7 protein-coding genes and 1 pseudogene are annotated in these 4,725 nt (G+C 37.7%); 4 read left to right on the top strand and 4 right to left on the bottom strand.

Features of this window, described 5'->3' with window-relative positions; all coding sequences use genetic code 11:
- From ACFIMS_RS01075 to ACFIMS_RS01090, 4 genes and pseudogenes are all read right to left on the bottom strand, one after another.
- Positions 1-193, bottom strand: a pseudogene (locus ACFIMS_RS01075) (hypothetical protein); the annotation flags it as partial.
- A gap of 12 nt (positions 194-205) precedes the next feature.
- On the bottom strand, positions 206-817 hold the full coding sequence (locus tag ACFIMS_RS01080; protein WP_375696305.1) for a hypothetical protein: 612 nt from the start codon (positions 815-817) through the stop codon (positions 206-208).
- A gap of 11 nt (positions 818-828) precedes the next feature.
- Positions 829-1,155 (bottom strand): dATP/dGTP diphosphohydrolase domain-containing protein, encoded by a 327-nt coding sequence (locus ACFIMS_RS01085; protein ID WP_375610982.1) that lies wholly within the window; start codon positions 1,153-1,155, stop codon positions 829-831.
- A gap of 574 nt (positions 1,156-1,729) precedes the next feature.
- The gene (locus ACFIMS_RS01090) at positions 1,730-2,008 is read right to left on the bottom strand and encodes a hypothetical protein (RefSeq protein WP_375638624.1); all 279 of its coding nucleotides are present in this window, start codon (positions 2,006-2,008) and stop codon (positions 1,730-1,732) included.
- A gap of 112 nt (positions 2,009-2,120) precedes the next feature.
- Here ACFIMS_RS01090 and ACFIMS_RS01095 point away from each other — a divergent pair, with 112 nt between their 5' ends.
- The 4 genes from ACFIMS_RS01095 to ACFIMS_RS01110 form a co-directional block, all read left to right on the top strand.
- Entirely contained in the window at positions 2,121-2,453 is a 333-nt protein-coding gene (locus ACFIMS_RS01095; protein ID WP_375612684.1) for a helix-turn-helix domain-containing protein, read from the top strand.
- 223 nt (positions 2,454-2,676) lie between these two features.
- Positions 2,677-3,057 carry a hypothetical protein gene (locus ACFIMS_RS01100; protein WP_375610977.1) on the top strand — a complete coding sequence of 127 codons (381 nt, stop codon included), beginning with the start codon at positions 2,677-2,679 and terminating at the stop codon, positions 3,055-3,057.
- 113 nt (positions 3,058-3,170) lie between these two features.
- Positions 3,171-3,602, top strand: coding sequence for a hypothetical protein (locus ACFIMS_RS01105; RefSeq protein ID WP_375696306.1), 432 nt, complete (start codon positions 3,171-3,173; stop codon positions 3,600-3,602).
- Positions 3,603-4,044: 442 nt separating this feature from the next.
- On the top strand, positions 4,045-4,725 hold a 681-nt coding region (locus ACFIMS_RS01110; protein WP_375696307.1), incomplete at its 3' end, for an ERF family protein.

The following is a 4,725-nucleotide window of genomic DNA, read 5'->3' on the forward strand; positions in this document are numbered from 1 at the left end:
TACCATAAACCTTTGCATCGTCCCCAACCCAACAGTCTCCCTCATGACTTAAATTGCTTTCATTTTCAATAAAGCCACCTAGAGCACCTGCGTACACATCTCTAAAATTTCTTAAAGCACGTATACGATGAAGCGTAACTCCATTAACTTCGATTGTTTCATCAGTAGATTCATACTTCTTTTTAACTGTCATCTTATCCACTCCTCACTTACCCTTCTTCTTACTCTTCTTATTCTTATGAGGCGGCGCTTTTACTGCTTCATCACGCTGTTTAAGCTCTTGTGTTAGTCTTTGAATTTTCTCGTCACGTTCTTTAATCTCTTGCTTCAGTTGTTTAATTTCCTCGTCGTCGCGTTCTTCAATCTCTTGCTTCAATTCTTTAATTTCCTCGTCGCGTAATTGCACATCTGCTTTTAGTGTCCGTATCTTTTCACTTTTCCGTGTAAACTCTTCTCGATACGCATCTATACTTTGTTTTAGTTCTTCAGTCTTTTGTTTCAGTTGTTTAATTTCCTCGTCACGTTCTTCAATCTCTTGCTTCAGTTGTTTAATTTCCTCGTCACGTTCTTCAATCTCTTGCTTCAGTTGTTTAATTTCCTTGTCACGTTCTTCAAGATCCGCATCACATTCATCAATTGTCTGCTTGCTTTCCTTTAAATACCTAAACTCATTCTCTTTCATTTTTTTCTTAATATCTTGAACCTGCTCTTTAAGCGCCTTAACTTGGTCGCGATAATGCAATGCAATACGAAACATCACTCCGCTTAAGAGCAAAACTGAAACCACTGCTATCCATAAAATCTCATTCGAACTCATCTTTATCTCCTTTAATTTTTATGAGGGCGGTCATCATGACCAATCTGTTGTGCTTCGCATTCCATTAAAAAAAGAATGCAACAAGCCGCATGTGCCAAGTGTGATAAATCACTCTCAGCATCCTTATGCTCTCCACCAAACCATGCTAATAAATGACGTAAAGCAGCACCGTGTAACCTGCTCCAGTGCATGCCATTACGCCAATTGTTTGCTCCGTACTTCTTTGCCCCAAACTCTAAAACTTTACCAATTTCAAGCAGTGCCAACGGCGGTATAAGCTCTACACGAGGCTTACCATCATCATTCTTATGCGCTTCATTTGCATTATGTGAACACATATAAACTCTGTCGCCACCATATTCTTCAGTGCCGCAAACATATGCATTTCCATAAATCTTGGCCTTACCATAAACCACGGCATGACCGAACACCTTAGCAGCATCACAAACCTTGGCATAACCACAAACCTTGGCGTTGCCATAAACCTTGGCGCTGCCATAAACATGGATATTATCGTAAACGTAAGCATTACCAAAAACCGCAGCCTCATCACAAACCTTGGCATTGCCAAATACATGCGCATTACCACAAACCTTGGCGTTGCCATAAATCGCAGCTGCTAAAAGAACATTGGCATTCTCATAAACACGGGCATTGTCATAAACATGAGAAAAACCAAGAACCTTGGCATTGCCAAAAACACGTGCATCACCATAAACCCATGCCCTATTCCCAACCCAACAATCGCCCTCATGAGAGAGGTTGCCTTCACTCTCTACAAAACCACCAACATCACCTGCTTTAACTTTTCCAAAGCTTCTCAATGCACGAATGCGGTGAAGAGTTTTTCCAGCAAACTCAATTGTTTCATCAGTAAGTTCGTATTTCTTTTCTACAGCCATCATCACCTCCTTAAGGCTGCAAAGTCTCACGCGCGCTATCAACGCCGGAACTTTTTGCAAATGTAGTCATTGGGGGGTGTTGCTCTTGCATTAATCTCTGCAAGCGCTCGGGATAAAAAAAATCTTCTGGACGCAAATCTATCCCATGATCACGTGCGTAATCTAAAATTTTTTGCTGGTGTTTTGCTGGCATGTCACGCCATCTATAAACAGATGACACATCTCTTTGCACTATGGTTGCTACAGTTTTGAAACCACCTAAATATTTTATAATTAATCTCGAAGGCATATGTAATCTCCATAACAGCACAATAAATAATTGCACTTTTTACATATGTCAACAAAAAATGCACCTTTCACATTTTTGCATTTTACGTATTTTTAGGGATAATATTTAAATTATGAGTAGCAATATTGAAAAAAGTATCCAACAATGGCTAGAAAAAAAATTAGACGAGCGCGGACACGGTGCTCAAATAGAACTAGCCGCCTACTTGGGAATCCATCAATCCACTATAAGCAGAATGATTAATCCTTACAAAAATGGAAAATCAAGAAGCATAAGTATTGGGGAATTAGTTAAAATAGCTGAGTTTTTTAACGAGCCCCCCCCCAATTTCTTCAATGATGTTGATCAAGAATTTATGAATTTTTATCGTGATCTTTCTGAAGAAAACAAGAAGTCTGTGATTTTATATATTGAGTTTTTAAGGCAATCAAAAGATAAGTTATAGTTTCCTTTTCTTTCTGAGAAAACCCTTTTAAAAGATTAGAATCTTGTTCCGCTATTTGCATTTTGTATCTCCATAAATTGTGGATAGTGCACTTTTTAAAAAAACATATCTAGCATAAATATGCACTTTTTACATTTTTATGTTGACACTTGCACTTTTTGCATATATTTATCTCCCATATCTTAGAAAATAACTTTTGCCAATAGGCTGTATGGAGGCATTTGTGAATAAACCAGTGTTTATAAATTCTGATGAAATTCTCTTAGTGATGTGCGAAAATGAAGAACAAAATCTCGCTAAATCTGGTCCTTTATTAGAAGAAAAGGACATTATCAATTTTATCGACCAAACCGATAATGCTGTCCAAATTTTGCGCGTAGAACCAACGACTAATCGTTGCGAAGATATCTCTGAAGATATTGCTGAGTTTTATCTCAAACTACGTGAACAAAAGTGTTTTGATGGCAAAATACCGCATGACTTTATTCTACACAGCACAGCATACGGTTTTTTTTTAGATGATATAAAACAGCGCGAATATGATGATGCAATGTATGGTTCTTACGAAAAACAACACCGTTTGCGTCCTTGTGATGTGCTTTAAAAGCTAAAGGCGTTTTTAAAAGACGCCACCTTTTCAAAAAATTCACCACACAATGCAATGCCGTTCTTTTGCAAGAACGACAAAGGCAGAATCTAACTTAAAGGAGTAAAACCATGGAAAAAAAATACGAAATGACTGATGAAACAATCAATGTTGATGGCAAAATCCTTCACCGCATTCGTGCATTGAGAAGCTTCGGAAAAATCAAGAAAGGTGACCTAGGCGGCTTTATAGAAGGTGAGAGCAACTTAAGTCATGAAGGAGACTGTTGGGTTTATAATGATGCCATGGTTTATAGCGGTGCAAAAGTTTACAACAATGCCAAGGTATTTGATAACTCAAAAGTTTGTTATTTTGCAAATATTTATGAAAATGCAACAATTCATCATAACGCAAAAATATATGGTGGTCGTATTTTTGGAAAAGCACATGTTTACGAAAATGCAAGTGTTCATTGCAATGCAGAAGTGTATGGTAACGCACACATTTACGGAGATTCAGAGGTTCGTGGAGGCAGTATTATCACAACGAGCGAGAGAAGATAATTATTATGTATAGATATGAAATTAAACCTACTTTGTGTTCGCAGTTAGTTGTGAGAAATACCCACAATCCAGGTGAACTTTGTATAACGATCTCTGGAGATAAGGGCGAGCCCTATGTAGATACCATAATCTCTAAAGACAAAATAGATGCCTTCTTAAGTGAAGAGAATATCGTGCCAATGGAACTCATAGGATCGCAATGCTTTGCATTTTCATACGAATTCAGACCGTTTGCATGCACTAGATTTGAAATGATACCACCCAATTCAGATGAATCTTTCTTGTTGACGCTATATTCTGATCATTGTGCATATATAAAACGCATTCCAATTGATCGGATTGTACAACCTGTAAAGACAAAACTCTAACACCCAAAAACCAGCCTTTTAACACAAGCGTGATTCACGCCACAGGTGAATTGCGCGCAATGTAGGAAATCAAGATGAGTGAACAAAACACTAACCTAATAGAAATTGAAGAAACACATCATGTAGCCGTCGAACAAACTGTCATGGAACGTATTTTAAATAAAGCCTTAGACAGTGACGTCGATATGGATCGCTTAGAGCGTCTTCTTGATTTAAGAGAACAAGAGATAAAACGACAAGAGCGCCAAAATTTTGTCCGTGATCTTTCGGCTGTGCAAATGGCATATAAAAATATCGAACAAAACGCCATTAATAACCATACAAACAGCAAATACGCTACACTTGATCAGTACATTGATGCTGTAAAGAAAGGGCTTGCAACATACAAATTTGCTTTGTTTTATCGTATTAAAAATCAAACAGAAAAAAACGTTACCATAGAAATAACTCTGTCTCATCCTTCAGACAATCAAATCTCAACAGAAGGAACATTTCCAATTGACAGTACAGGCTCTAAAAATAGCATACAATCACTTGGTTCCACACTTACCTACGCACGAAGATACCTATTAGGCATGCTTCTTAATTTAGCAAGTAAAGAAGACGATACAGATGGAAACCCGCCTATTAAAAAGGCTTTTCCACAACAGATCAATGAAATCAGAAGACTCATAGTACAAACCCAAACAGAAGAAGAAAAAATACTTGCTTATGTCAACGTCAAAAAGCTCGACGATATGTCTGAAGGACAAGCA

Origin of the sequence: Bartonella sp. AP331QHHD (assembly GCF_042195905.1) — a bacterium.
GTDB lineage: Bacteria > Pseudomonadota > Alphaproteobacteria > Rhizobiales > Rhizobiaceae > Bartonella.

Bases quoted from the DNA above. Each gene is read 5' to 3' on its own strand.
- ACFIMS_RS01080 (WP_375696305.1), bottom strand. From the start codon at position 817: ATGAGTTCGAATGAGATTTTATGGATAGCAGTGGTTTCAGTTTTGCTC.
- ACFIMS_RS01085 (WP_375610982.1), bottom strand. From the start codon at position 1,155: ATGTGTTCACATAATGCAAATGAAGCGCATAAGAATGATGATGGTAAG.
- ACFIMS_RS01090 (WP_375638624.1), bottom strand. From the start codon at position 2,008: ATGCCTTCGAGATTAATTATAAAATATTTAGGTGGTTTCAAAACTGTA.
- ACFIMS_RS01095 (WP_375612684.1), top strand. From the start codon at position 2,121: ATGAGTAGCAATATTGAAAAAAGTATCCAACAATGGCTAGAAAAAAAA.
- ACFIMS_RS01105 (WP_375696306.1), top strand. From the start codon at position 3,171: ATGGAAAAAAAATACGAAATGACTGATGAAACAATCAATGTTGATGGC.